Raw genomic sequence first — 22,653 nt, 5'->3', positions numbered from 1 at the left:
AGGGCCTCGTACATCTCAGGATGCCGCGACCACGCTGTCAAGGCTCGGGTCGCGGCGCCGCAGGGCCTTCGCGCGCCGGTGGAGCGCTGGTGCTACTCCTTTCGTCTCGGCTCGGCCGTTTTACGTTGACCGTCCAATTGTCGGGGGGGATATTTATCACGCAAAACGGAGGATGCCGGGATAGTCGGCCCCTTAAATAAAGATCCGGCCCGCCTGGGGCCCTGGGGTGGAGCCGGCAAATGAAAGAGCCGGGGCAAGCTTTTCGGGAGGACAACGAATGACGCTACGCTGTGTCACGTCGCTGACTGCGGCGCTTCTGGCGACGGCAGGTCTGCCGGCATTCGCGAACGACAGCGTGCTGGAGGCGACGAAGGATCCGGCGAACTGGGCGATCCAGACCGGGGACTACGGCAACACCCGGTACTCGACGCTGGACCAGATCACCAAGGACAACGTCAAGAGCCTGCAGGTCGCCTGGTCGTTCTCGACCGGCGTGCTGCGCGGCCACGAGGGCTCGCCGCTCGTCGTCGGCAACATGATGTATGTCCACACGCCGTTCCCGAACATCGTCTACGCGCTCGACCTGAACCAGGACGGCAAGATCGTCTGGCGCTACGAGCCGAAGCAGAACCCGGACGTGATCGCGGTCATGTGCTGCGACACCGTCTATCGCGGCCTCGCCTATGCCGACGACACGATCTTCCTCCACCAGGCCGATACGACTCTGGTCGCACTCGACGCGAAGACCGGCGCGGTGAAGTGGAGCGTGGTGAACGGCGACCCGACCAAGGGCGAGACCAACACCGCCACCGTGATGCCGGTGAAGGACAAGGTGCTGGTCGGCATCTCGGGCGGCGAATTCGGCGTCCGCGGCAGCCTGACCGCCTACAACATCAAGGACGGGTCGATGGCCTGGCGGGCGTATTCGACCGGGCCCGACAACGAGATCCTCGTCGATCCGGACAAGACCACCGTTCTCGGCAAGCCGGTGGGCAAGGACAGCTCGCTCGCGTCGTGGGAAGGCGATCAGTGGAAGACCGGCGGCGGCACCACCTGGGGCTGGTACAGCTATGACCCGGAGCTGAACCTCGTCTACTACGGCACCGGCAACCCCTCGACCTGGAACCCGGCGCAGCGCCCGGGCGACAACAAGTATTCGATGACGATCTTCGCCCGCGACCCCGACACCGGGATGGCGAAGTGGCTCTACCAGATGACGCCGCACGACGAGTGGGACTATGACGGCGTCAACGAGATGGTGCTGTTCAACGACAAGATCGACGGCAAGGATCGCAAGCTCCTGTTCCATCCCGACCGGAACGGCCTCGCCTACACCCTCGACCGCGAGACCGGCGAGCTGCTGGTGGCGAGCAAGTACGACCCGGCGGTGAACTGGACCACCGGCGTCGACATGGACCCGAAGTCGCCGACCTTCGGCCGGCCGGCGGTGGTCGAGGCGATGTCGACCGACCACAACGGCGAGGACGTGAACACGCAGGGCGTCTGCCCGGCGGCGCTCGGCACCAAGGACCAGCAGCCCTCGGCGTGGTCGCCCGACACCAAGCTCATGTACGTGCCGACCAACCACGTCTGCATGGACTACGAGCCGTTCCGTGTCAGCTACACCGCGGGCCAGCCGTTCGTCGGCGCGACGCTCTCGATGTTCCCGGCGCCGAACAGCCACGGCGGCATGGGCAACTTCATCGCCTGGGATCCGATCAAGGGCGAGATCAAGTGGTCGCTGCCCGAGCAGTTCTCGGTGTGGTCGGGCGCGCTCGCGACCAAGGGCGGCGTGGTGTTCTACGGCACGCTCGAAGGCTATCTGAAGGCGGTCGACGCCGAGACGGGCAAGGAACTCTACAAGTTCAAGACCCCCTCGGGCATCATCGGCAACGTGTTCACCTATGAGCACGCGGGCAAGCAGTTCGTCGGTGTGCTCTCGGGCGTCGGCGGCTGGGCGGGCATCGGCCTGGCGGCCGGGCTCGACAATCCGACGGACGGTCTCGGCGCCGTCGGCGGCTATGCGGCGCTCAGCGACTACACCGCCCTCGGCGGCCAGCTGACCGTCTTCCAGCTGCCGAACTGACCCGGAAGCACGCCTGACGACGGGCGAAACACCGCCAGTGTTTCGCCCGTTGCGTTGAGAAGGCCCGCGACGGCCCGCAGCCGGGCGGCAGGGCGAGGTGCCGGCAGTCGGGACACCTGCCGCTCGACACACAGCAAGCAAACCGGGACGGAACCGGGAGGAACCAGATGACTCTAGCAAGACCGATCCTGGCCGGACTGGCCGCCGCCGCGCTGATCGCCGGCAGCGCCGCCGCCCAGGACAAGCCCGGTCCAGCCGCCGCGGTGTCCGAGGACGACGGCAAGTGGCAGGCCGAGGACGGCACGCCGACGTTCCACGTCGACGCGGACGGCACCGTGGACTGGTACACGTTCTCTGGGTTCCGGCGGTATCATTCCGAGTGCCACGTCTGCCACGGACCGGACGGGCAGGGGTCGAGCTACGCCCCCGCTCTGGCGAAGTCGGTCCAGAACATCGACTACTACAAGTTCGTCGAGACGGTGGTGAACGGCAAGCAGGAGGGCAACCTCGTGATGCCGAGCTTTGGCACCAACAAGAACATCATGTGCTACCTCGACGACATCTATATCTACCTGCGCAGCGTCGGCTCGGGCGAGGTGCCGCGCGGCCGGCCTGCGAAGCACGCGGACAAGCCCGCTTCCTTCACCGAGGCAGAGAATGCCTGCATGGGGTAAGCCCGCACGGTGGGGGCGGCGCAGCCTGCTCGCGGCGGCGACGCTCGCCGCGGTGCTGCCCGGTCCAGGCCGGGCGCAGGTCGCCGACCTGGTGTCGCCGACCGCGCTCCGGGTGTGCGCCGATCCTGCCGATCCTCCGCTGAGCGACAAGGCCGGCGACGGGTTCGAGAACAGGATCGCCGTGCTGATGGCCGAGAGCCTCGGCCGCGACCTGCAGTACACGTGGTTTCCGATGGCGCAGGGCTTCGTGCGGCGGACGCTGAGCGCCGTGCAGTGCGACGTCATCATCGGTTACGCCCAGGGCGACGAACTGGTGTTGAACACCAACGCCTACTACACGTCGGCCTACACCATCGTCACCCGCGCTGACAGCGACCTGCACGACGTGACGACGCTGGAGGATCCGCGGCTCAAGGGGCGACGGATCGGCTATGTCGCCAACACGCCGCCGGGGACGCATCTGGCGCGGCTCGGCATGATCCCGGACGCGCAGAGCTATGACCTGATGGTCGACACCCGGCGCTATCACCCGAATGAGGACATGCTGGCCGACCTCGCCGCCGGCAGGATCGACGCCGGCCTGATGTGGGGCCCGATCGCCGGGCCGCTCGCCAAGGGCTACGACGGCAAGCTGGTGGTGACGCCGCTGATCCACGAGACGGCGGGGCCGCGACTGTTCTACCGGATCACCATGGGGGTGCGCCCGGGCGAGGACCGCTGGAAGCGGACGCTGAACTCGGAGATCCGCAAGCTGCAGCCGCAGATCGACCGGATCCTCGCGGATGCCGGCGTGCCGCTGCTGAACGACGACGGCACGGCGGCGAAGGCGCTGCCGGCGCCATGAGACGCGCGGCGCTGGCCCTGGCGTTGTGCTGCGCGGCCGTGGCGCCGGTTTGCGCAGGGGTGCCGGAGCCGGAGGGATACCGGGGCGAGCCGTATCAGGCCGAAGTGCCGGATACGCTCGCCGGTGCCGAGGTGATCGGCGACGAGGCGGCGCACGCGCTGTGGCTGACCGGCGTCGTCGGCTTCGTCGATGCGCTGCCTCGGGCGCCGAAGCCCGAGCTGCCGGCGGGCACGGTGTGGCACGAGGCGCCGCACGACAGCATCCCGGGCGCGCTGTGGCTGCCCAACACCGGGTATGCCGATCTGGCGCCGGAGACGCTCGACTACCTGCGCGCCGGGCTCGAGGCGGTGACGCAGGGCGATCCGACGGCGCCGCTGGTGGTGTTCTGCAAGCGGGACTGCTGGATGTCGTGGAACGCCGCGCGGCGGGCGGTCGAACTCGGTTACACGCGCGTGTTCTGGTATCCCCGAGGGGTTGACGGGTGGGCGGAGAATGGGTGGTCTCTGGAGACCGTCCAGCCATTCCAGCCCGGCGGATAGGCAACCGCCCGAAGAAGGCGGCACCAAGGGAGGACTGACCTTTGACCGACTTTGCTCAGGTGGCGCGGGTATTGCGAGGCGCCGCGATCGGGGCTTCGGGCGTGCTGGCGCTGGCCGGCGGGGCCGCGGCGGATGCGCCGGCGCCGGCGGGCAAGGCGCCCGAGGTGGTCGCGATCGGGATCATCCGGGTGGATGGGAAGGCGCCGCTGCCCCTGTCGCGGCTGCGGCTGCCGCCGCCGGACCTCGGGCTGGCGGGCGCGGCGCTGGCGATCGCCGACAACAACACGACCGGCCGGTTCATGGGCCAGGAATTCACGCTGGCCACCGCCACGGTGCCGCCGGAGCAGGCCGTCTCGGCGGCCGACGACATGGTGGCGCAGGGCGTGCGGTTCATCGTGACGATGGCCGACGCCGATACGACGCTGGCGATGGCGGACGCGGTGGGAGACAAGGCGCTGGTGATGAACGCGCTGGCGCCGGACGACCGGCTGCGCGGTGCGGACTGCCGGCCGAACCTGCTGCACACCGCGCCGAGCCGGTCGATGCTGACCGACGCGCTGGCGCAGTATCTGGTGACGATGCGCTGGGACAAATGGTTCCTGATCGAGGGGTCGCACCCGGCGGACAAGGATCTGGCCGAGCACTACAAGGCGTCGGCGGCAAAGTTCGGCGCCAAGGTGGTCGAGGAACGGGTCTTCGAGGACACCGGCGGGGCGCGGCGGACCGACTCCGGCACGGTGCAGGTGCAGAAGCAGATGCCGGTTTTCACCCAGTCGGCGCCCGAGCACGACGTGGTGATCGCGGCGGACGAGAGCAACGTGTTTGCCGCGTACCTGCCCTATCACAGCTGGGAGCCGCGACCGGTGGCGGGCTCGGCCGGGCTCGAGCCGATGAGCTGGCATGCGGCGCAGGAGGCCTGGGGGGGGACGCAGATGCAGAGCCGCTTCGAGAAGCAGGCGGCCCGGCCGATGCGCGCCGAGGACTGGAACACCTGGGTGGCGATCCGCGCGCTCGGCGAGGGCGCGACGCGGGCGCGCTCGACCGACTTCGACAAGATCGTCGGCTATGTCGAGGGGCCGGACCTGAAGCTCGGCGCGTTCAAGGGCGATCCGGTGTCGTTCCGCGCCTGGGACGGGCAGCTGCGCCAGCCGATCCTGCTGGTTGCGGGCGACATGATGGTGTCGGTGTCGCCGCAGGATGCATTCGTCCATCAGGTCTCGACCCTGGACACCCTCGGGACGGACCAGCCCGAGACCACGTGCAAGAACCACGGCTGAGAAGGGAACCCCATGCGCCAGCTTCTCGTCACCACCGCCATCGTCACCGGCGGCTGCCTCGCCGCTTCGCTGGGCGGTCCGGCATCGGCCTATACCGTCTACGTCAGCAACGAGCGCGGCAACTCGATCTCGATCCTCGACAGCGACACGCTGGAGGTGACGGACACGGTCGACGTGGGCCAGCGTCCGCGCGGCATCAACATCAGCCCCGACGGCAAGCGGCTCTATATCCTCACCTCCGACGACGACCATGTGGAGGTGCTCGACACCGCGACGAAGACGGTGACCGGGACGCTGCCCTCCGGGCCCGACCCTGAACTGGGGGTGCTGCATCCTTCGGGCAATCCGCTCTATGTCGCGAACGAGGACGACAACCTCGTGACCGCGATCGACGTCGACAAGGGGACCGTGCTCGCGGAGATCCCGACCGGGGTCGAACCGGAGGGGATGGGGATCAGCCCGGACGGCAAGGTGCTGGTGAACACCTCCGAGACCACCAACATGGCGCATTTCATCGACACCGCGAGCCACGAGATCTTTGCCAACGTGCTGGTGGACCAGCGCCCACGCTTCGCGCAGTTTACGAACGACGGCAAGTATCTCTATGTTTCCGCTGAGATCGGCGGGACGGTGACGGTGATCGACCCGGCAAGCCAGGAGGTGCTGAAGACCATCACCTTCGACGTGCCCGGCGTGCCACACGAAGCGATCCAGCCGGTCGGCATCCGCGTGACCAAGGACGACTCCAAGATCTACGTGGCGCTGGGGCCGGCGAACCGGGTGGCGGTGGTCGACGGCAAGACCTGGGAGGTGAAGGACTATCTGCTGGTGGGGCAGCGCGTGTGGCAGCTCGCCTTCACGCCGGACGAGAAGTATCTTTTCACGACCAATGGCATATCGAACGATATTTCCGTGATCGACGTGGCCAGCGACAAGGTCATCAAGTCGGTGCAGGTGGGGCAGCAGCCGTGGGGTGTGGCCGTCTCGCCGAACTGAAAAATCCGTGCCTGAAGGGAGAATCCGAGAATGAAGACGCTTCTGCTTGCCGCAGCCACCGCAACGCTTCTGTCGGGCGCTGCCGTCTGGGCCGACGACGACGGCGACGGTGACGACGACGCGGCGCCCGCCGCCGCAACTGCACCCGCTGGGCCGGCCGCCGCGGCGCCCGCGCCCGCGCGGCCGGCCGCGAAGCTGCCCGGGATGCGCACGATCGAGGTGGGCGCCGCCGGCCTGATGGAGCGGTCGAACCGCACCGATCTCGATCCGATCAAGCTGACGGCGGGGGCGCTGCAGAGCGCCGGCACCTACAAGCTGCACTCGGGCGGATACTACCGCATCGAGATCAGCTCGGACGGCACGCAGGAGCAGGCGATCGAGGCGCCGGGGCTGTTCCGCAACGTGTGGCTGAACGAGGTGGTCATCAACGAGGTCGAGGTCCGGCCGCTCGGCCTCGACTCGATCGAGTGGGACGATGCCGGAAAGGCGCGGATCTCGTTCGTGGCGATCACCCCGGGCACCTACGAGATGCGCATCCGCGGCACCACCGGCGACACGCAGAAGGCGACGTTCATCATCGAGTGACCGCCCACGAGACCAAAGTGCGATTGCGCGAGGGGCCTGCGACCGATGAAATCGGCGGCAGCCAATAACACAGGAGGGAGACGAGAATGGCCGTAGCAATTCATCCGTCGGTCGACGGGGGCGTAAAGCCCGGCCGGGCCGACATGGCCGGCGGCAAGCTGCACTGCCACTGCGCCAGCGACAAGGTCGAGGTGACGCTGGCGTCGAACACGGCGCACAACCACGTCTGTGGTTGCAGCCTGTGCTGGAAGCCGGCGGGGGCACCGTTTTCGGTGGTCGCAGTCGTTCCGCGCGACAAGGTGTCGGTGACGGCGAACGGCGGCAAGCTGAAGATCGTCGACGAGTTCGAAGGCGATCCAGCGCTATGCCTGCACCGGCTGTGGCGTGCACATGTACGGGCGGATCGAGAACAAGGACCATCCGTTCTACGGGCTCGACTTCGTGCATACCGAGCTGTCCGGCGAGAGCGGCTGGTCGGCGCCGGGGTTTGCCGCGTTCGTGTCGTCGATCATCGAACAGGGCACGCCCCCGTCGAAGATGGACGGCATCCGCGGCCGCCTGAAGGAGCTGACGCTCGAGCCCTATGACTGCCTGTCGCCGCCGCTGATGGACGCGATCGCCACGCACGTGGCGAAGGCCAAGGGCACGTACAAGGAAGCCTGACGGGTCCGGGGCGGCGCGCGGTCGATGCCGCGCCCGCCCGCCTTGCCCGGGCCGACGGGTCCGGGCTGCGCCCGCCCCGCTCCCTCCCCCGGGGCGGGCGCATTGATGTGCGGCCGTTTTGCGCCGATGCAGGGGCTGCGGCGGCCTCGGCCGTTGGAACGCCTCCGGCGGGAGTATTTTCAGCAAGAGGAAGGCAGGGAGGGATCGGCCGCGTCCGGAGGGGCCTTTTGGGCGCCGGCGCGGCACCCGTCACTGTGGCGGCAGCGGGCAGGGAAGGTCGCCTTCCTCGCAGGCGAGATAGCCTTGGAGGGTGGCGGCTCGTTCGCGGGTCAGGGTTTCGCGGCACTCGGTCCAGATCATCGGGTAGATGCTGCCGCCCTCGACGCCCATCGACTGGAAGGTGCATTCGGCATCGCGGAACGCGACCCAGGCGCGTTCCGCGGCCTTGAGCTTGCCGAGGCCGGCGGCGTCGCCGGCCAGCCGGGCGGTGACGGCGCGCCAGGTCTGGTTCAGCGCGGTGTCGGCGGCGTCGAAGTTGCGGCCGGCGCACTGGTTCATCTCGAGCTGGGTGGCGAGGGTGGTGCAGTCCTCCGCCGCCACGGGCCCGGCAAGCGCGAGGACCGCAAGCGCGGGCAGCGCCAAGGCGAACGCGCGGGTCACAGCCCGCGCTCCTTCGCGGCGTCCCAGAGCGCATCCATCTCGGCGAGGTCGGACTGGCTGGGCGTGCGGCCGTCGGCGGCGAGGGCGGCCTCGATGGACTGGAAACGGCGGGTGAACTTGGCGTTGGCGCCGCGCAGCGCCGTCTCCGGGTCGATGCCGAGGTGGCGGCCGAGGTTGGCGAGCACGAACATCAGGTCGCCGTACTCCTCGGCCAGCTTGGCCGGATCGCCGGAATCGCGGGCCTCGACCAGCTCGGCGGTTTCCTCGGTGATCTTCGCCAGCACCTCGCCGGCGTCCGGCCAGTCGAAGCCGACGCGGGCGGCGCGGTTCTGCAGCTTGACCGCCCGGGTCAGCGCGGGCAGGCCGGCGGCGACGCCGGCAAGGACACCCGCCTCCTTCGGCTTGCCCGCGCGTTCCGCGGCCTTGATCGCCTCCCAGGCGACGGTCTGCTGGTCGGGGGTGCGGTCGCGGCTCTCGTCGCCGAAGACGTGCGGGTGGCGGCGGATCATCTTGTCGGCGATGCCGCGGGCCACGTCGGCAAAGTCGAAATGGCCCGCTTCCTCGGCCATGCGGGCGTGGAACACCGCCTGAAACAGCAGGTCGCCGAGTTCGCCGCGCAGCTCGCCCATGTCGCCCTTGTCGATGGCGTCGGCGACCTCGTAGGCCTCCTCGATGGTGTAGGGTGCGATGCTCTGGAAATCCTGCACCACGTCCCACGGGCAGCCACGCTCCGGGTCGCGCAGGCGGGCCATGATGGCGAGGAGGCGGGAGATCTCGGCCTCGGCGGCGGTGTGAGTTTGCATGTCGTCCATGGCCGCGAGACTATCGTTCGCACCGGGCCGGGCCAAGTCACCGCTTGCGGGCGATCAGGCCCTTGGACGGGTCGTAGGCCCAGATCGACGCGCCGAGGAAGGCGGCGGTGCAGCCGACGACGACGGCGAGCGAGATCCAGTTGACCTGAAGGTAGAGGGCGAAGCGGATCAGCTCGACCGCGTGGGTGAACGGGTTGGCGCGGGCGATGTTGGCGAGCAGCGGGCTCGACTCCTGCAGCCGCCAGATTGGATAGAGCGCGGACGACGCGAAGAACATCGGGAAGATCACGAAGTTCATCACGCCGGCGAAGTTCTCGAGCTGGCGGATCGCCGATGAGAGGAACAGGCCGAGCGCGCCCAGCATCATGCCGGAGAGGAGCAGGGCGGGCAGCACGGCGACATAGCCCCAGAGCGGCGGCTCGATGTCCCAGAACCAGGCGATGAGCAGGAAGGCATAGACCTGCAGGATCGAGACGAAGACCCCGGCGAGCAGCTTGGAGGTGAGCAGGAACCAGCGGGGAAACGGCGAGACGAGCAGCGTGCGCATGGCCCCGGTCTCGCGGTCGTAGACCATCGAGAGCGAGGATTGCAGCCCGTTGAAGAGCTGGATCATCGCGACGAGGCCGGGGGTCACGTAGACCTCGTAGAGGACGTAGGTCTGGTAGGGCGGCGTGATCGAGATGCCGAGCACCGCGCGGAAGCCGGCGGCGAAGATGAACAGCCAGACCAGCGGGCGGACGAGCGCGGAGAGGAAGCGCTCGCGCTGGCGCAGGAAGCGCAACGCCTCGCGCCAGACGATGCCGCGGAAGGCGCGGGCGCGGCCACGCGGCCCGAGGTCGGTGAGGCTCATGGCAACGCCTCGCGGTCGAGGCCGGTCATGGCGAGGAAGCTCTCCGCAAGCCCGCCGTCGCCGGGGGTCCGGGCGGCGATCTCGGCGGCGGTGCCGGTGGCGAGCACCCGGCCGCGGTGCAGGATGACGACGCCGTCCTCGGGCTCGATCTCGTCGAAGAGGTGGGTGGCCCAGAGGATGCCGACGCCCTCGCGCCGCGCCAGCTCGCGCACGATGCGGCCGACCTCGCGGCGGGAGGCGACGTCGAGGCCGGCGGTCGCCTCGTCGAGCAGCAGGAGCCGGGGCTGGTGCAGCAGGGCGCGGGCGATCTCGGCCCGGCGCTGCTGGCCGCCGGAAAGCTCGGCGACACGGGTGTGGCTGCGGTCGGAGAGGCCGACGGCGGCCACCGTCTCGCGCGCGCGCTCGCGGGCGGTGCGCCGCGAGAGCCCGTGCAGGGCGGCGTGGTAGGCGAGATTCTGGGCGATGGAGAGATCGGCGTCGAGCGCGCGGCTCTGGAAGACGACGCCCAGCTCGGCGAGCGCCGGCCCGGGGGAGCGGCGCAGGTCGTGGCCGCAGACGGCGATGGTGCCCGAGACGTTGTCGTAAAGTCGGGTGACGAGGGAGAACAGCGTGGTCTTGCCGGCGCCGTTGACGCCGAGCAGCGCGACGAAGCGGCCGGCGGGCACGGTGAGGCTGACGCCATCGAGCGCCTTCAGCCGGCCGAACGCGTGGCTTACCGAGTCGACGTCGAGGGCGTCGGTCATGGCTCCTCCCCGGCCGGGACTATCGGTCGGGGTGGGCGGGATGGCAACCGGACCTCTGTCGCATGGCGCCTCCCGAGCGAAGCCCACGGGTGCGCGCGAGGCACCGGGGCGACGCGTTTCCGATGCCTCAGTCCGCCAGCTCGATCCAGGCGGGCGCGTGATCGCTGGCGTCGTCGCGCCCGCGGACGTCCCGGTCGACGCCGGCGGCGGCGAGGCGGGGCAGCAGCGCCGGGCTGACGAGCAGGTGGTCGAGGCGCATCCCGGCGTCGCGCGGCCAGCGGTTCCGCCGGTCGTCCCAGAAGGTGTAGAGCGTGGCGTCGGGATGGAGCGCGCGGAGCGCGTCGGTCCAGCCATCGGCGAGGATGCGGGCGTAGGCGGCGCGCGGGGCGGGCTGGACCAGCGCGTTGTCGTCGCAGGAGCGGGTCGGGTAGACGTCGCGCGGCTCCGGCACCACGTTCCAGTCGCCGGCGAGAACGGCCGGTACGCCGGCGGCCAGCAGCTCGCGGCCCCGCGCCTGCAGTCGCTCCAGCCAGGCGAGCTTGCAGGCGAACTTCGGCCCCGGCGCCGGGTTGCCGTTCGGCGCGTAGAGCGAGGCGACGAGCACGCCCGCCACCGCCGCCTCGACATAGCGGCTCTGGCCGTCGGAGTCGTCTCCCGGCAGGGCGTCCTGCACGAGGATCGGCTGGGCGCCGCGGGCGAGGATCGCGACGCCATTCCAGCTGCGCTCGCCGCGCCAGACCGCGCCGTACCCGGCGGCGGCCAGCGCATCGGCCGGAAACGCCGCGTCGGTCGCCTTCAGTTCCTGCAGGCAGGCGACATCGGGGCGGGCCTCGGCCAGCCACGCAAGCAGGTTGGGAAGGCGACGGACGACGTTGTTGACGTTGAAGGTGGCGATGGGCATCCGCTCAGGCGAGCGACCCGGCCCAGTCGCGCACCCGGGACGCGGTGCTCGCGAGATGGTCGGCGGCGGTGAGCCCGCTGACCGCCTTGCGCGGGCGCAGGTCGTGGTCGCCGTCTTCGAGCCAGAACACCTCGATCGAGGGCGAGAGCGTGTAGGCGGCCACCTCCTCGCGGGTGCCGAACGGGTCGCGGGTGCCCTGGCAGATCAGCGCCGGCGCCGCGAGGCCGGCGAGATGCGCCGTGCGCAGCGCCTCCGGTTTGCCGGGCGGGTGGAACGGGTAGCCGAGACAGAGCAGACCGACGGTGCGGCCCTCGGCGCGCAGCTCGTCGACCGCCATGCTGGCGACGCGGCCGCCCATGGACTTGCCGCCGATGACGAGAGGCCCGGTTGCGTCGAGCGCGGCCACGACGGCGCGATAGGCCGGGACCAGCGTCTCGGCACGCGGCGGCGGCTTGACGCCCGCGCCGTCGCGGCGCGCGGCCATGTAGGCGAACTCGAAGCGCGCCACGCGCAGCCCGGCGGCGGCGAGCGCGCGCGCCGAGGCGGTCATCGTGGCGGAATCCATCGGCGCTCCGGCGCCATGCGCGAGCAGGACCGTCGCGGGGGCGTCGTCGGGACCATCGAACAGAAACATCTCATACCTACCCAGTCGTTCCGCGCGCCGTCGCGAGAGCCACGTACCGCAGCCCCCGCTCGGCGGCGCGTGCCCACTCGGAGTCGGTGTCGAGGCTCAGATACCGCCGCCACAGGCTGGCGGCGGCGGCGAGGTCCCCGGCATCGAACTCGAGCGCGGCGAGATTGTAGACAGCATCCGCATAGGTTGGGTCGATCACGAGTGCGCGCGTGAGGTGGGCGCGGGCGGCGTCGGCGCGGCCGCGGTCGCGCAGCAGGTTGGCGAGGTTGAACCAGGCCTCGACAAAACCGGGGTCGAGGGTGAGCGCGCGGGCATAGCCGGCCTCGGCCCCGGCGGCCGCGCCGAGGCCGGCGAGGCAGTTGGCGCGGTTGAAGGCCGCGACCGCATCGGTCGGATCGGCGGCGAGGGCACGGGCATAGAGCGCGGCGGCGGTGGCGAGATCGCCGCCCGCTTCCGCCGCCTCGGCCTCGTCGAAGCGCGCGTCGTCGTCCTCGGGCGGCGCGTCGAGGCCGAGCAGGAGCTGGCCGTCCAGCTCGGTGAGGCGACCGGCGTGCTCGGCATAGACGAGGCCGTCGTCGACGCGGAGCGCGGCGGCGGTGAGCGAGGTCGCCGGGCCGATCGCCCGCAGGTCGGGCAGGCGCTCCAGCAGGGCGAAAAGGTCCGCCGCCTCCGGGTCGCGGATCGCCGCGTCGAGCGAACCTTGCCGGCCTTGGTCTCGCCCGGGCGCGGCTTGAGGCGGGCGAGCATCCAGCCGCCGGTGAGCTTGTGGCCCGCGAGGCGGAACTTGAAGGCGCCCGTCGCGAGATCGGCCGCCGGGTCGCCCATCGGCGCCCAGGTGCCGGTGTCCCAGACGATCATCTCGCCGCCGCCGTATTCGCCTTGCGGGATGACGCCCTCGAAGTCGACGTATTCGACCGGGTGGTCCTCGGTCCGGACGGCGAGGCGCTTGTCCTTCGGATCGAGCGACGGCCCCTTCGGCACCGCCCAGCTCTTCAGCACGCCGTCGAGTTCGAGGCGCAGGTCGTAGTGGTCATGGCTGGCGTGGTGCTTGTGGACGACGAAGCGGGTGCCGCCCGCCATGCCGCCGCCCGCCGCGTCGCGTCCGGCCGGCTCGGCGGTGCGGCTGAAATCGCGCTTTCCGCGGTAGTCTCCGAGCGGTTCCGTCGCCATGACCGTAGAGCATAGGCTGCTGCCCCGCGGCGGCAATCGCCACCGGGGAATTGCCCGGGGCGTCCTTGCGGTATAGGCCCGCTGCCCCGCAGTCCGTCGAGCGACGGGGGGACGGCTATTCCGCCAGTTGCAGGTCGAAGGCGGCGGCGAGGAGCTTGCGGGTGTAGTCGGTCTTCGGCGCCTCGAAGATCGCGTGCGCGCCGCCGGCCTCGACCACATCGCCGTTCTGCATCACCATGACCTTGTGCGACAGCGCGCGGACCACGCGCAGGTCGTGGCTGATGAACACGTAGGCGAGGCCGTGCGCCTTCTGCAGGCGGCGCAGCAGCTCGACGATCTGCACCTGCACCGTCATGTCGAGGGCGCTGGTCGGCTCGTCGAGGATGACGAGCTTCGGCGCGAGGATCATCGCGCGGGCGATGGCGATGCGCTGGCGCTGGCCGCCGGAGAACTCGTGCGGGTAGCGGCCGGCGGTCTCCGGGTCGAGCCCGACCTCCGCGAGGATGGCGGCGACGCGGCCCGGCTGGTTGCCGAGCCCGTGGACGGCGAGACCCTCGGCCACGATCTGCTCCACCGACATGCGCGGGCTGAGCGAGCCATAGGGGTCCTGGAACACCATCTGCATGTCGCCGCGCACCGGGCGCAGGTCGCGGCTGCCGAGGCCCTGCAGGTCGCGGCCGAGGAACACGATGCGGCCCTCGGAGTGGATGAGGCGCAGGAGCGCGAGGCCGAGCGTGGTCTTGCCCGAGCCGGATTCGCCGACGACGCCGAGCGTCTCGCCGGCGCGCAGCGTCAGGGTGGCGTCGTTCACCGCCTTGACGTGGCCAACGGTCTTGCGCAGGAAGCCGCGCTTGATCGGGAACCAGACCCTCACATGCTCGGAGCGCAGGATCTCGGCGCCGCCGGCGGGCGCCGGGTCGGGCGTGCCGGTCGGCTCGGCGGCGAGCAGGCTGCGGGTGTAGGGGTGCTTCGGGTTGGCAAAGATCGCGGTCGTCGGCCCGGCCTCGACGATCTGGCCGGCCTTCATCACCGCCACGCGGTCGGCGATGCGCCGGACGATGCCGAGGTTGTGGGTGATGAACAGCATCCCCATGCCCTCGGCACGCTGCACCTCGGCGAGGAGGGCGAGGATCTGCGCCTGGATCGTGACGTCGAGCGCGGTGGTTGGCTCGTCGGCGATCAGCACGTCGGGCGTGTTGGCAAGCGCCATGGCGATCATCACCCGCTGGCGCTGGCCGCCCGAGAGCTGGTGCGGATAGGCGTCGAGGCGGCTTTCCGGGTCGCGGATGCCGACCTGGGTCAGCAGCTCCAGCACGCGGGCGCGCGCCCTGGCGCCGGTCAGGCCCTGGTGCAGCGCGAGGCTCTCGGAGACCTGCCGCACGATGGTGTGCAGCGGGTTGAGCGAGGTCATAGGCTCCTGAAAGATGAAGCTGATGTCGTTGCCGCGAACGGCGCGCAGCTCGCGCGGCGCCGCGGTCAGCATCTCGCGGCCGCGGTACTTCACCGAGCCGGTGACGTCGGCGTTGTCGGCGAGGAGCTTCACGGTGGAGAGCGCGGTGACGGACTTGCCGGAGCCGGACTCGCCGACGAGCGCGAGGGTCTCGCCCGGGTAGAGGTCGAAGCTCACGCCCTTCACCGCCTCGGTGCGCTGGCCGCCCTGCAGGAACGCGACCCGGAGGTCGCTGACCGCGAGCAGCGGCTCGGGCAGGGGAAACTGGCCGGTGTCCTTCATCACGCGGCCCGCTCCTTCAGTTTGGCGGCCCAGGTCGCGCGGTCGAGGCGGAAGCGCATGTTCGGTACGGGCGTGCCGGAGCCGGCGAGGTCGATCTCACGGGTGTCGACATAGGTCGCGCCGAGCCGGCCGGTGGCGGTCTGCGAGCGGATGTTGGTGGGCGCGATGTGGAACCAGACCTCGGGGACATGCGCGAAGGCGTCGCCGAGCATCAGGCGCTTCATCTCGAAGTTGGTCCGCCCGCCCCAGAACGCGCGGTCGAGGAAGGTGAAGCCGATGGCGATGCCGTCCGGCTGCTCCGGCGGCACGTAGAACCGCGAGCAGCCGACGATGCGGCCGCTTGCCCGGTCGATGGCGACGAGGGTGCCGCCGGCCTTGAGCAGGAAGTCGACGTAGGGGTCGAAGACGGCGCGGTTCCAGCGTTCGGTCGCCGGATGCCCGGCCCAGGTCGCGGGGTCGGATGCGGCGGCGTGCAGCGCGTCCCGGTCGGCGGCGGCGAGGGGACGAAGCTCGAGGCTGTCGCTCTGGAGAGAGGGGGCGAAGTCGAAGCTCACCGGAAGGTCTTTCGCGGGTCGAAGGCGTCGCGGACGCCCTCGAAGATGAAGACGAGGAGCGAGAGCATGATGGCGAAGGTGAAGAACGCGGTGAACCCGAGCCACGGGGCGTTCAGCCGGTTCTTGCCCTGCAACGCCAGTTCGCCGAGCGAGGGATAGGAGGGCGGCAGGCCGAGACCGAGGAAGTCGAGCGCGGCGAGGCCGCCGATGGCGCCGGTGATGATGAAGGGCATGAGCGTGAGCGTCGCCACCATGGCGTTGGGCAGTACATGGCGGACGATGATCGTGAGATTGCCGAGGCCGAGGGCGCGGGCGGCGCGGACGTACTCGAAGTTGCGGGCGCGCAGGAACTCGGCGCGGACCACGCCGACGAGGCTCGTCCACGAGAAGAACGCGACGAGCAGCGTCAGGAGCCAGAAGTTCATCGTGAAGATCGCCGAGAGAATGATGATGATGTAGAGGCTCGGCATGTTCGTCCAGATCTCGACGATGCGCTGGAACGTGAGGTCGATCCAGCCGCCGAAGAAGCCCTGGAGCGCGCCGGCGGCGATGCCGATCAGCGACGAGATGACGGCCACCACCAGTGCGAAGAGCACCGAGATGCGAAAGCCGTAGATCACGCGGGCCACGACGTCGCGCGTCTGGTCGTCGGTGCCGAGCCAGTGGGTGCGATCGGGCGGCGAGGGGGCGGTCGTCACCTCGTAGTTGATCGTGTCGTAGGAGAAGGGGATGGGCGGCCAGAGGATCCAGCCCGGGCGCTCGACCTTCACGCCGTTGACGGCGCCGGTCTGCCCGAACTCGGCGAGGACGCCCGCGGGGTCGTCGAGGCAGGCGTCGACGCCGCTGGTGCGGATCAGGCATTGCACCTCGGGGGCGGTGTATTCCGCTTCGGTCTCGAACTCGCCGCCGAAGTCGGCCTCGGAATAGAAGCGCAGGACGGGCATGTAGAAGCCGCCGTCGAAGCGGACGAGGAGCGGCCGGTCGTTCGCCACGAACTCGGCCGCGAGCGTGACGAGAAACAGGACGAGAAAGATCCAGAAGGACCAGAAGGCGCGCTTGTTCGCCCGGAAGTTCGCGAGGCGGCGGCGCTGGAGGGGCGTGAGGGCCATCAGGTTTCGCGGGTCTCGAAGTCGATGCGCGGGTCGACCCAGACATAGGTGAGGTCCGAGAGGAGCCCGACGAGGAGGCCGAGCAGGCCGAAGACGTAGAGCGTGCCGAAGACGACCGGATAGTCGCGTTGCAGCGCGCTTTCGTAGGCGAGGCGGCCGAGGCCGTCGAGCGAGAAGATCGTCTCGATGATGAGGCTGCCGCCGAAGAAGACGGCGATGAAGACCGCGGGAAAGCCGGCGATGACGATGAGCATCGCGTTGCGGAAGACATGGCCGTAGAGTACGCGCGATTCGGTCAGGCCCTTGGCGCGCGCGGTGATGACGTACTGCTTCTTGATTTCGTCGAGGAAGGAATTCTTGGTGAGCAGCGTCATGGTGGCGAAGGCGCCGATGGTCGAGGCGATCACCGGCAGGGTGATGTGCCAGAAGTAGTCGAGGATCTTCGCCCCGAGCGAGAGGTCGGCCCAGTTGTCGGAGGTGAGGCCGCGGAGCGGGAAGATGCGCCAGTAGCTGCCGCCGGCGAAGAGCACGAGCAGCATGATGGCGAAGAGGAACGACGGGATGGCGTAGGCGACGATGATCGCGGCGGAGGTGGCGGTGTCGAAGCGGCTGCCGTCGCGGGTGGCCTTGGCGATGCCGAGGGGGATGGAGATCAGGTAGGCGAGCAGCGTCGACCAGAGGCCGAGCGAGATCGACACGGGCATCTTCTCGATCACCAGGTCGACGACGGAGATCGAGCGAAAGTAGCTCTCGCCGAAGTTGAAGGTCAGGTAGTTGCGGAGCATCAGCAGGAAGCGGGTGAGCGGCGGCTTGTCGAAGCCGAACTGCTTCTCGAGATTGGCGATGAACTCTGGCGGCAGCCCCTGCGCGCCGCGATAGTCGCTGCCGGCCGCCACCTCGCCGCCGCCGCCGGAGATGCGGCCTGTGGCGGAGGTGGCATCGTCGTTCACCTGGGCGATGATCTGCTCGATCGGGCCGCCGGGCATGAACTGCACGAGGGCGAAGTTGACGACCATGATGCCGAGGAGCGTCGGGATCATCAGCAGCAGGCGACGAAGGATGTAGGCGCCCATCAGGCGGGGATCCCGGGATGAGCGGCGGACGCACCCGGCCGTTGCGACGTGCGGCGCGGGCTCACCGGAGTGCGCCCTCGGCCTTGAGATGGTCGGATTTGGCCTGGTCGAACCACCAGTAGGCATCGCCGCGGGCGTACTTCGGCGGCGCATCGGGCATGCCGAAGACGTCCCAGTACGCGACCCAGAAGCTCGGCTTGTGCCAGTTCGAGACCCAGATCTGCTTCTGGCGCAGCACGCGGTCGAGCGCGCGGACGCGTGCTTCCATCTCGTCGCGGGTGGTGGAGGCGATGACCTGCTCGATCAGCGCGTCCACCACCGGGTCGGCGACGCCGGAGAGGTTGAGGGTGCCCGGCGCCGCCGCGCTCTTGGAGCCGAAGAGCGAGCGCAGCTCGATCGACGGGCTGAGCGACATGACGAGGCGGGTCGGGATGATGTCGTAGTCGTAGGTCTTCTGCCGCTCCTGCATCTGCGCCGGGTCGATCTGGTGATAGCTGGCGTCGATGCCGATCTGGCGCAGGTTGGTGACGAACGGCGTCGTCACCCGCTCGAAGGCCGGGTTGTCGTCGATGAACTCGATCGTCAGCGTCTCGCCCTTGTCGTTGACGCGCAGGCCGCCGGGGCCGACCTTCCAGCCGGCGTCGTCGAGCAGCTTCGAGGCGCGGCGGATCGACGCACGGTCGGCGCGGTCGGGCTTCTGCACCGCCGGGGTCCAGGCGGGCTCGGTGAAGACCTCCGGGGGCAGCTGGTCGCGGAACGGCTCGAGGACGGCCAGCTCCTCGCCCTCGGGCAGGCCGGACGCCATCATCGTCGAGTTTTCCCAGAAGCTCGTCGTGCGCTGGTAGAGGCCGTAGAACAGCGCCTGGTTCGTCCATTCGAAGTTGAACATCAGGCCGATCGCCTCGCGCACGCGCGGATCCTGCAGCTTTTCGCGACGCATGTTCATCCAGTAACCCTGCGTCCCGGAGGGGCGGCCGTCGGGGATCTCGACCTTCTTGACCCAGCCCTTTTCCAGAGCCGGGAAATTGTAGGCCGTGGCCCAGAGCGCGGAGAAGTACTCCTCGTGGAACATGTAGTCGCCGACCTTCAGCGCCTCGAAGGCGGCGTTGTTGTCGGCGAAGTACTGGTAGACGATGCAGTCGAAGTTGTTGGCACCGACGTTGACCGGCAGCGCGCTGCCCCAGTAGTCCTTGTTGCGGCAGTAGCGGATCGACTTTCCCGGCTGCACCGCGTCGATGACGTAGGGCCCCGAGCCGATCGGCGGGGTCAGCGTCGAGGCGGAGAAATCCACCGTGTCGTAGTAGTGCTTCGGCAGCACCGGCAGGCCGCCGGCGAGCTGCGGCAGGTCGCGCTTCGGCGCGTCGGCGCGGAAGGTGAACTTCACCCGGTGCGGCCCGAGCGCCTCGACCCCGGTGATGTCCTGCAGCGTGATCTGGTAGACCGGCGCCCCCTTCTCGAGCAGCGCGTGGTAGGTGAAGACCACATCGTCCGCGGTGATCGGCACGCCGTCGGAAAACCTCGCCTCCGGGCGGAGGTTGAAGATCACCCAGGCGCGATCCTCAGGGTATTCGAGGCTGTCCGCGACGAGGCCGTAGCTCGAGTCGGGCTCGTCGTCGGAGCCGGTGAGCAACGTGTCGTAGATCAGGCCGAGGCCCTGCGCCGGCTCGCCCTTGAGGATGAAGTTGTTGAGGCTGTCGAACGTCTGGCTGCCGCCGGTGCCGCGGAAGCTCATGGTGCCGCCCTTCGGCGCGTCGGGGTTCACATAATCGAAATGCGCGAAGCCGGCCGGATACTTCAGGTCGCCGAAGGCCGAGATGCCATGCGCCTTGATGACGGCGCCTTCGGCGGCGGCGCTCGGCGTGGCGGGCGCCGGGTCGTCGGCGCGGGCGGCGGGCCCAAGTCCCAGCAGGGCCGCACCGGCCAGAAATCCCGCGAGGAGCAGCCCGCCGAGGCCGGAGACGGTCGGGGCGGAAAGGCTGGCGCGCGGCCATTCAGTCATCAAGGCGGCTCCGGGGGGTCGGTTCGGGCGCGGCCACTCTACCGCCGTTCGCCGGTCGGTAAAGCGGCGATTTCACGGCCCGGTGCGGGCTGACCGCTTCGTGAGACCGGCGCGTCGACTGGTCGCGGCGAGCGCATGAAACGGAGCCGAAGATGCGCTGGCCCGTCGCGGCGCCGCGACGCGGAGCCGGGCCAGCCGACGCTGCCCGCGTGTTACTGCGCGTGCTGCTCGAGGAAGGCGATGACGTTCGCCCGGTCCTCGGGTTTCGGCAGGCCGGCGAAGGACATCTTGGTGCCGGGAACGAACTTCTTCGGGTTCTCGAGGAAGTGGAACAGGTTCTCCGGCGTCCATTCGCTGCCGTGCGTCTTCATCGCGTCGGAATAGGCGAAGTCGGCGACCGATCCGGTCGCGCGGCCCACGACGCCGTTCAGGTGCGGGCCGACGGCGTTGGTGTTGTCGATCTTGTGGCAGGCGCCGCACTTCTTGAAGATCGCCTCGCCCTTGGCGACATCGGCCGCGGCGACCAGCGCCGCCACGTCGACCTGCGCGGCACCGCCGCCGTCGCCGCCGCCCGTCGCGGCCTCGACAGGGACGACGAACGACGTCGCATCGGTGCCGACGCTGAAGATTGCCCCCGAAGCCGTGTGGATCAGCAGGAAGACCAAGAGACTGCCGCAGATTGCCCCGACGAACTTCGTGATTTCCATCGTGTCCATGGGGTCTCGCTCACCTCGCTCGCGGGCCGGCTGGGGGCCCGTCTGGCCTCGTTGGCGCCGTTCTAGCCGCTTCACGCAACGGTGTGCAAGACGCTTGCGCCGGGCGTGCGGGCGCGCGCAGTATGGTGCAGTGCACAGGGGGAGCGACAACATGGCGGCCGCGCGGAAACCGATCAACCTCGCCCTGCAGGGAGGCGGCTCGCATGGGGCGCTGACCTGGGGGGTGCTCGACCGCCTGATCGAGGACGAGCGACTTGAGATCTGCGCGGTGAGCGGCACCAGCGCGGGGGCAATGAACGCGGTGGTGCTGGCCGACGGGTTTGCCGCCAACGGTCGCGACGGCGCGCGCGCGGCTCTGGCGGCGTTCTGGAAGGCCGTGAGCGACGCGGCGCGGCTTTCGCCGGCGCAACGGAGCTGGGCGGATCGGCTGACCGGGCGCTACAGTCTGGACCGCTCGCCCGGCTACCTCTGGATGGAGGCGATGGGGCGGATGTTCTCGCCCTACGAGCTCAATCCGTTCGACCTCAATCCGCTGCGCGACCTGCTGGCGGCAAAGGTGGATTTCGAGCGGGTGAATGCCTCGCCCATTCAGGTGAACGTCACGGCGACCAACGTCCGCACGGGTCTGCCGCGCGTGTTCACGACGGGCGAGATCGGCGTCGACGCGGTGCTGGCGTCGGCCTGCCTGCCGCAGATGTACAAGGCGGTCGAGATCGCCGGGGAAGCGTACTGGGACGGCGGCTTCTCGGCCAATCCGGCGCTCTATCCGCTGGTGATGAACGAGGAGAGCCCGGACGTCGTGATCGTCCAGATCAACCCTTTCATCCGCCGAACGCTGCCGCGGACGGCGCGGGACATCATCAACCGGATGAACGAGATCAGCTTCAACACCAGCTTGGTGAAGGAGCTGCGCACGCTCGCGCTGGTGAAGCGGACGGGGATGTCGCTGCCGCGGGCGGGGGACGGCCTGTTCCTGCACCTGATCCACGTGAACGACGAGGTGCAGGATCTGGCGGCCTCGAGCAAGCTCAACGCCGAGTGGGCCTATCTGCGCACGCTGTTCGATCGGGGCCGACGCTGGGCCGACGTGTGGCTGCGCGACTGCTTCGAGCAGGTCGGGGTGGCCTCGACGCTCGATCTCGACCGGCTGTTCGAGGAGGCGCCGCGGCCGTCCGGGCTGCCGCCGCAGCTCAGCGACGTCTGACGGCTCGGCGCGCGACGACCGGGGCGAGCGGCAGCGTGACGCAGGGCTCGCCGGTCAGGATCGCATGGGCCCCGTCGCCGAGCAGGCGGGCGAGCGCCGGGCTGTCGGCAGCGAGGCCGCCGGTGTAGGCGCCGAACGCCGGCAGGATCAGGCGGGCGTCGTCGTGCAGAAAGCAGGGACGTGAGACCGCGCGGCCGCCGAGCGCGAGGCGGAGCTTCGGGTGGTAGTGGCCTGAGACTTCGCCCGAATTCTCGCCGGGGGCGACGGTGGCGCAGGCCGCGTGGCGGAAGGTGAGCGGGCCGACGACCGCCTCGGCGAGGCCGCGGCCCGGCAGGCCGGGGGCCTCCGGGTCGTGGTTGCCGGCGATCCAGATCCAGTCGCGTCCCGCCGTCAGCGCCGCGAGACGGTCGCGTTTGGCCAGCGCGTCCACGGCGGCGGTGTCGTCGAAACTGTCGCCGAGGCAGATGACGCGGGCGGGGGCGAGCCTGTCGATCTCCGCGGCCAGCCGGTCGAGCGTGGCGCGGGTCTCGTAGGGCGGCAGCAGGGTGCCGCCGCGGCGGGCGAGCCGCTCCGACTTGCCGAGGTGCAGGTCGGCGACGCAGAGCAGCCGCTCGGCCGGCCAGAACAGCGCACCCGAGGCGAGGGCGAGGAGCGGGGCGCCGGCGAGGACGAGGGGCTGGGCGGACATGGCTCACGGGCTTTGCGGCAAAGCGCGCGTGGGGGCAAGGGAAATCTCGCCCGGGCGGAATGGGTCAACCATCTGAAATATAGGTTAAATTGCGCAGTTATGTCTCGCCGCCACAGGCGCGAGGCCGGCCGCCATCCGTGGCGC

General features: G+C 69.7%; 22 protein-coding genes and 2 pseudogenes. 9 read left to right on the top strand and 15 right to left on the bottom strand.

The genetic code is table 11. The annotated features are described in order from the left end of the window. The first annotated feature begins 277 nt into the window (after nt 1–277). The 8 genes and pseudogenes from QM699_RS08960 (at nt 278) to gfa (ending at nt 7,664) form a co-directional block, all read left to right on the top strand. Complete coding sequence (locus QM699_RS08960; RefSeq protein WP_415010800.1) at nt 278–2,086, top strand: methanol/ethanol family PQQ-dependent dehydrogenase; 1,809 nt, start codon at nt 278–280, stop codon at nt 2,084–2,086. A 167-nt stretch (nt 2,087–2,253) separates the two neighbouring features. Further along, nucleotides 2,254–2,760 carry a c-type cytochrome, methanol metabolism-related gene (locus tag QM699_RS08955; RefSeq protein WP_415010799.1) on the top strand — a complete coding sequence of 169 codons (507 nt, stop codon included), beginning with the start codon at nt 2,254–2,256 and terminating at the stop codon, nt 2,758–2,760. After that, nucleotides 2,744–3,604 carry a quinoprotein dehydrogenase-associated putative ABC transporter substrate-binding protein gene (locus QM699_RS08950; protein ID WP_415010798.1) on the top strand — a complete coding sequence of 287 codons (861 nt, stop codon included), beginning with the start codon at nt 2,744–2,746 and terminating at the stop codon, nt 3,602–3,604. The genes QM699_RS08955 and QM699_RS08950 overlap by 17 nt, the downstream gene beginning before the upstream one ends. After that, nucleotides 3,601–4,143 carry a PQQ-dependent catabolism-associated CXXCW motif protein gene (locus tag QM699_RS08945; protein WP_415010797.1) on the top strand — a complete coding sequence of 181 codons (543 nt, stop codon included), beginning with the start codon at nt 3,601–3,603 and terminating at the stop codon, nt 4,141–4,143. Before QM699_RS08950 ends, QM699_RS08945 begins: the two co-directional genes overlap by 4 nt. Before the next feature lie 101 nt (nt 4,144–4,244). After that, nucleotides 4,245–5,420: an ABC transporter substrate-binding protein gene (locus QM699_RS08940; RefSeq protein ID WP_415012722.1), complete on the top strand. Its 1,176-nt coding sequence runs from the start codon at nt 4,245–4,247 to the stop codon at nt 5,418–5,420. A 12-nt stretch (nt 5,421–5,432) separates the two neighbouring features. Further along, nucleotides 5,433–6,416: a YVTN family beta-propeller repeat protein gene (locus QM699_RS08935; RefSeq protein ID WP_415010796.1), complete on the top strand. Its 984-nt coding sequence runs from the start codon at nt 5,433–5,435 to the stop codon at nt 6,414–6,416. A gap of 30 nt (nt 6,417–6,446) precedes the next feature. Further along, nucleotides 6,447–7,001: a hypothetical protein gene (locus QM699_RS08930; protein ID WP_415010795.1), complete on the top strand. Its 555-nt coding sequence runs from the start codon at nt 6,447–6,449 to the stop codon at nt 6,999–7,001. 86 nt (nt 7,002–7,087) lie between these two features. Further along, nucleotides 7,088–7,664: pseudogene (gfa, locus tag QM699_RS08925) on the top strand (S-(hydroxymethyl)glutathione synthase). A gap of 249 nt (nt 7,665–7,913) precedes the next feature. Here gfa and QM699_RS08920 read toward each other — a convergent pair. The 14 genes and pseudogenes from QM699_RS08920 to QM699_RS08855 all read right to left on the bottom strand — a co-directional run bounded on the left by QM699_RS08920 (nt 7,914) and on the right by QM699_RS08855 (nt 20,617). Continuing rightward, nucleotides 7,914–8,324, bottom strand: coding sequence for a lysozyme inhibitor LprI family protein (locus tag QM699_RS08920; protein WP_415010794.1), 411 nt, complete (start codon nt 8,322–8,324; stop codon nt 7,914–7,916). Next, a complete protein-coding gene (gene mazG / locus QM699_RS08915; RefSeq protein ID WP_415012721.1) occupies nt 8,321–9,127 on the bottom strand; it encodes a nucleoside triphosphate pyrophosphohydrolase in 807 nt (268 codons plus the stop codon). Before mazG ends, QM699_RS08920 begins: the two co-directional genes overlap by 4 nt. A 46-nt stretch (nt 9,128–9,173) precedes the next feature. After that, entirely contained in the window at nt 9,174–9,986 is an 813-nt protein-coding gene (locus QM699_RS08910; RefSeq protein WP_415010793.1) for an ABC transporter permease, read from the bottom strand. After that, on the bottom strand, nt 9,983–10,729 hold the full coding sequence (locus QM699_RS08905; protein WP_415010792.1) for an ATP-binding cassette domain-containing protein: 747 nt from the start codon (nt 10,727–10,729) through the stop codon (nt 9,983–9,985). The genes QM699_RS08910 and QM699_RS08905 overlap by 4 nt, the downstream gene beginning before the upstream one ends. A gap of 127 nt (nt 10,730–10,856) precedes the next feature. Continuing rightward, a complete protein-coding gene (locus QM699_RS08900; RefSeq protein ID WP_415010791.1) occupies nt 10,857–11,630 on the bottom strand; it encodes an exodeoxyribonuclease III in 774 nt (257 codons plus the stop codon). 4 nt (nt 11,631–11,634) lie between these two features. Then, nucleotides 11,635–12,264 (bottom strand): alpha/beta family hydrolase, encoded by a 630-nt coding sequence (locus tag QM699_RS08895; RefSeq protein WP_415010790.1) that lies wholly within the window; start codon nt 12,262–12,264, stop codon nt 11,635–11,637. A 7-nt stretch (nt 12,265–12,271) separates the two neighbouring features. Beyond that, a complete protein-coding gene (locus QM699_RS08890; RefSeq protein ID WP_415012720.1) occupies nt 12,272–12,781 on the bottom strand; it encodes a tetratricopeptide repeat protein in 510 nt (169 codons plus the stop codon). 254 nt (nt 12,782–13,035) lie between these two features. Next, nucleotides 13,036–13,434, bottom strand: a pseudogene (locus QM699_RS08885) (DNA polymerase ligase N-terminal domain-containing protein); the annotation flags it as partial. Between the two features lie 115 nt (nt 13,435–13,549). Further along, nucleotides 13,550–15,166 carry an ABC transporter ATP-binding protein gene (locus QM699_RS08880; protein WP_415012719.1) on the bottom strand — a complete coding sequence of 539 codons (1,617 nt, stop codon included), beginning with the start codon at nt 15,164–15,166 and terminating at the stop codon, nt 13,550–13,552. Continuing rightward, nucleotides 15,166–15,720, bottom strand: coding sequence for a GNAT family N-acetyltransferase (locus tag QM699_RS08875; protein ID WP_415010789.1), 555 nt, complete (start codon nt 15,718–15,720; stop codon nt 15,166–15,168). The genes QM699_RS08880 and QM699_RS08875 overlap by 1 nt, the downstream gene beginning before the upstream one ends. Continuing rightward, the gene (locus QM699_RS08870) at nt 15,717–16,829 is read right to left on the bottom strand and encodes an ABC transporter permease (protein ID WP_415010788.1); all 1,113 of its coding nucleotides are present in this window, start codon (nt 16,827–16,829) and stop codon (nt 15,717–15,719) included. The genes QM699_RS08875 and QM699_RS08870 overlap by 4 nt, the downstream gene beginning before the upstream one ends. Further along, entirely contained in the window at nt 16,829–17,902 is a 1,074-nt protein-coding gene (locus QM699_RS08865; protein ID WP_415010787.1) for a microcin C ABC transporter permease YejB, read from the bottom strand. Before QM699_RS08865 ends, QM699_RS08870 begins: the two co-directional genes overlap by 1 nt. A 61-nt stretch (nt 17,903–17,963) precedes the next feature. Beyond that, nucleotides 17,964–19,901 carry an extracellular solute-binding protein gene (locus QM699_RS08860; RefSeq protein ID WP_415010786.1) on the bottom strand — a complete coding sequence of 646 codons (1,938 nt, stop codon included), beginning with the start codon at nt 19,899–19,901 and terminating at the stop codon, nt 17,964–17,966. A 212-nt stretch (nt 19,902–20,113) separates the two neighbouring features. Further along, nucleotides 20,114–20,617, bottom strand: coding sequence for a c-type cytochrome (locus QM699_RS08855; RefSeq protein ID WP_415010785.1), 504 nt, complete (start codon nt 20,615–20,617; stop codon nt 20,114–20,116). A gap of 151 nt (nt 20,618–20,768) precedes the next feature. On the opposite strand from QM699_RS08855, the gene QM699_RS08850 reads away from it, so the two are divergent. Beyond that, nucleotides 20,769–21,821 carry a patatin-like phospholipase family protein gene (locus QM699_RS08850; protein ID WP_415010784.1) on the top strand — a complete coding sequence of 351 codons (1,053 nt, stop codon included), beginning with the start codon at nt 20,769–20,771 and terminating at the stop codon, nt 21,819–21,821. Here QM699_RS08850 and pdeM read toward each other — a convergent pair. Continuing rightward, complete coding sequence (gene pdeM / locus QM699_RS08845) at nt 21,808–22,509, bottom strand: ligase-associated DNA damage response endonuclease PdeM (RefSeq protein WP_415010783.1); 702 nt, start codon at nt 22,507–22,509, stop codon at nt 21,808–21,810. The genes QM699_RS08850 and pdeM overlap by 14 nt on opposite strands. Nucleotides 22,510–22,653: the final 144 nt, after the last annotated feature.

Source organism: Amaricoccus sp., assembly GCF_047602525.1.
Taxonomy (GTDB): Bacteria; Pseudomonadota; Alphaproteobacteria; order Rhodobacterales; family Rhodobacteraceae; genus Amaricoccus.
Note: the sequence above shows the minus strand (reverse complement) of the source record. Positions and strands in the feature narration are given on the sequence as shown.

Excerpts from the sequence above, each read along its gene's own strand:
- QM699_RS08960 (WP_415010800.1), top strand. The coding sequence starts at position 278 with ATGACGCTACGCTGTGTCACGTCGCTGACTGCGGCGCTTCTGGCGACG.
- QM699_RS08955 (WP_415010799.1), top strand. The coding sequence starts at position 2,254 with ATGACTCTAGCAAGACCGATCCTGGCCGGACTGGCCGCCGCCGCGCTG.
- QM699_RS08950 (WP_415010798.1), top strand. The coding sequence starts at position 2,744 with ATGCCTGCATGGGGTAAGCCCGCACGGTGGGGGCGGCGCAGCCTGCTC.
- QM699_RS08945 (WP_415010797.1), top strand. The coding sequence starts at position 3,601 with ATGAGACGCGCGGCGCTGGCCCTGGCGTTGTGCTGCGCGGCCGTGGCG.
- QM699_RS08935 (WP_415010796.1), top strand. The coding sequence starts at position 5,433 with ATGCGCCAGCTTCTCGTCACCACCGCCATCGTCACCGGCGGCTGCCTC.
- QM699_RS08930 (WP_415010795.1), top strand. The coding sequence starts at position 6,447 with ATGAAGACGCTTCTGCTTGCCGCAGCCACCGCAACGCTTCTGTCGGGC.
- mazG (WP_415012721.1), bottom strand. The coding sequence starts at position 9,127 with ATGCAAACTCACACCGCCGCCGAGGCCGAGATCTCCCGCCTCCTCGCC.
- QM699_RS08910 (WP_415010793.1), bottom strand. The coding sequence starts at position 9,986 with ATGAGCCTCACCGACCTCGGGCCGCGTGGCCGCGCCCGCGCCTTCCGC.
- QM699_RS08905 (WP_415010792.1), bottom strand. The coding sequence starts at position 10,729 with ATGACCGACGCCCTCGACGTCGACTCGGTAAGCCACGCGTTCGGCCGG.
- QM699_RS08900 (WP_415010791.1), bottom strand. The coding sequence starts at position 11,630 with ATGCCCATCGCCACCTTCAACGTCAACAACGTCGTCCGTCGCCTTCCC.
- QM699_RS08895 (WP_415010790.1), bottom strand. The coding sequence starts at position 12,264 with ATGTTTCTGTTCGATGGTCCCGACGACGCCCCCGCGACGGTCCTGCTC.
- QM699_RS08880 (WP_415012719.1), bottom strand. The coding sequence starts at position 15,166 with ATGAAGGACACCGGCCAGTTTCCCCTGCCCGAGCCGCTGCTCGCGGTC.
- QM699_RS08870 (WP_415010788.1), bottom strand. The coding sequence starts at position 16,829 with ATGGCCCTCACGCCCCTCCAGCGCCGCCGCCTCGCGAACTTCCGGGCG.
- QM699_RS08865 (WP_415010787.1), bottom strand. The coding sequence starts at position 17,902 with ATGGGCGCCTACATCCTTCGTCGCCTGCTGCTGATGATCCCGACGCTC.
- QM699_RS08860 (WP_415010786.1), bottom strand. The coding sequence starts at position 19,901 with ATGACTGAATGGCCGCGCGCCAGCCTTTCCGCCCCGACCGTCTCCGGC.
- QM699_RS08855 (WP_415010785.1), bottom strand. The coding sequence starts at position 20,617 with ATGGACACGATGGAAATCACGAAGTTCGTCGGGGCAATCTGCGGCAGT.
- QM699_RS08850 (WP_415010784.1), top strand. The coding sequence starts at position 20,769 with ATGGCGGCCGCGCGGAAACCGATCAACCTCGCCCTGCAGGGAGGCGGC.
- pdeM (WP_415010783.1), bottom strand. The coding sequence starts at position 22,509 with ATGTCCGCCCAGCCCCTCGTCCTCGCCGGCGCCCCGCTCCTCGCCCTC.